The organism is Tsukamurella strandjordii (assembly GCF_039525985.1).
In the GTDB taxonomy this organism is placed as follows: Bacteria; Actinomycetota; Actinomycetes; order Mycobacteriales; family Mycobacteriaceae; genus Tsukamurella; species Tsukamurella strandjordii.
This window is the reverse complement of the sequence record NZ_BAAAII010000019.1, coordinates 1-984: the sequence shown is the minus strand read 5'-3', so window position 1 is coordinate 984 and position 984 is coordinate 1. Positions and strand designations below refer to the sequence as shown.

The following is a 984-nucleotide window of genomic DNA, read 5'->3' as shown; positions in this document are numbered from 1 at the left end:
GTGGAAGGAAACCCACACCTAGTACCCACCGTTTACGGCGTGGACTACCAGGGTATCTAATCCTGTTCGCTACCCACGCTTTCGCTCCTCAGCGTCAGTTACTGCCCAGAGACCCGCCTTCGCCACCGGTGTTCCTCCTGATATCTGCGCATTCCACCGCTACACCAGGAATTCCAGTCTCCCCTACAGTACTCAAGTCTGCCCGTATCGCCTGCAGGCCCGAGGTTAAGCCTCGGGTTTTCACAGACGACGTGACAAACCGCCTACGAGCTCTTTACGCCCAGTAATTCCGGACAACGCTTGCACCCTACGTATTACCGCGGCTGCTGGCACGTAGTTGGCCGGTGCTTCTTCTGTAGGTACCGTCACTTGCGCTTCGTCCCTACTGAAAGAGGTTTACAACCCGAAGGCCGTCATCCCTCACGCGGCGTCGCTGCATCAGGCTTGCGCCCATTGTGCAATATTCCCCACTGCTGCCTCCCGTAGGAGTCTGGGCCGTGTCTCAGTCCCAGTGTGGCCGGTCGCCCTCTCAGGCCGGCTACCCGTCGTCGCCTTGGTAGGCCATTACCCCACCAACAAGCTGATAGGCCGCGGGCCCATCCTGTACCGCAAAAGCTTTCCACCAACCCCCATGCAGGAGAAGGTCATATCCGGTATTAGACCCAGTTTCCCAGGCTTATCCCGAAGTACAGGGCAGGTCACCCACGTGTTACTCACCCGTTCGCCACTCGTGTACCCCCGAAAGGGCCTTACCGTTCGACTTGCATGTGTTAAGCACGCCGCCAGCGTTCGTCCTGAGCCAGGATCAAACTCTCCATAAAAAACACTAGAAACACAAAATGTTTCAGCATAATCAGGAAATCCTGAACAAAACGAAAACACTGACAAAATCAATGTCTTCAAAAATATATCTCGCAAAGAAATAAACGAGAAAAGCCACAACACAAAACAACAGAAACGTTGTTCCATGCGTGCCAAAAAATT

The 984-nt window shown here is 54.1% G+C and carries 1 rRNA gene; it reads right to left on the bottom strand.

The window, feature by feature from the left end:
- Positions 1 to 821, bottom strand: a 16S ribosomal RNA gene (locus ABD108_RS22095); the annotation flags it as partial.
- Positions 822 to 984: the final 163 nt, after the last annotated feature.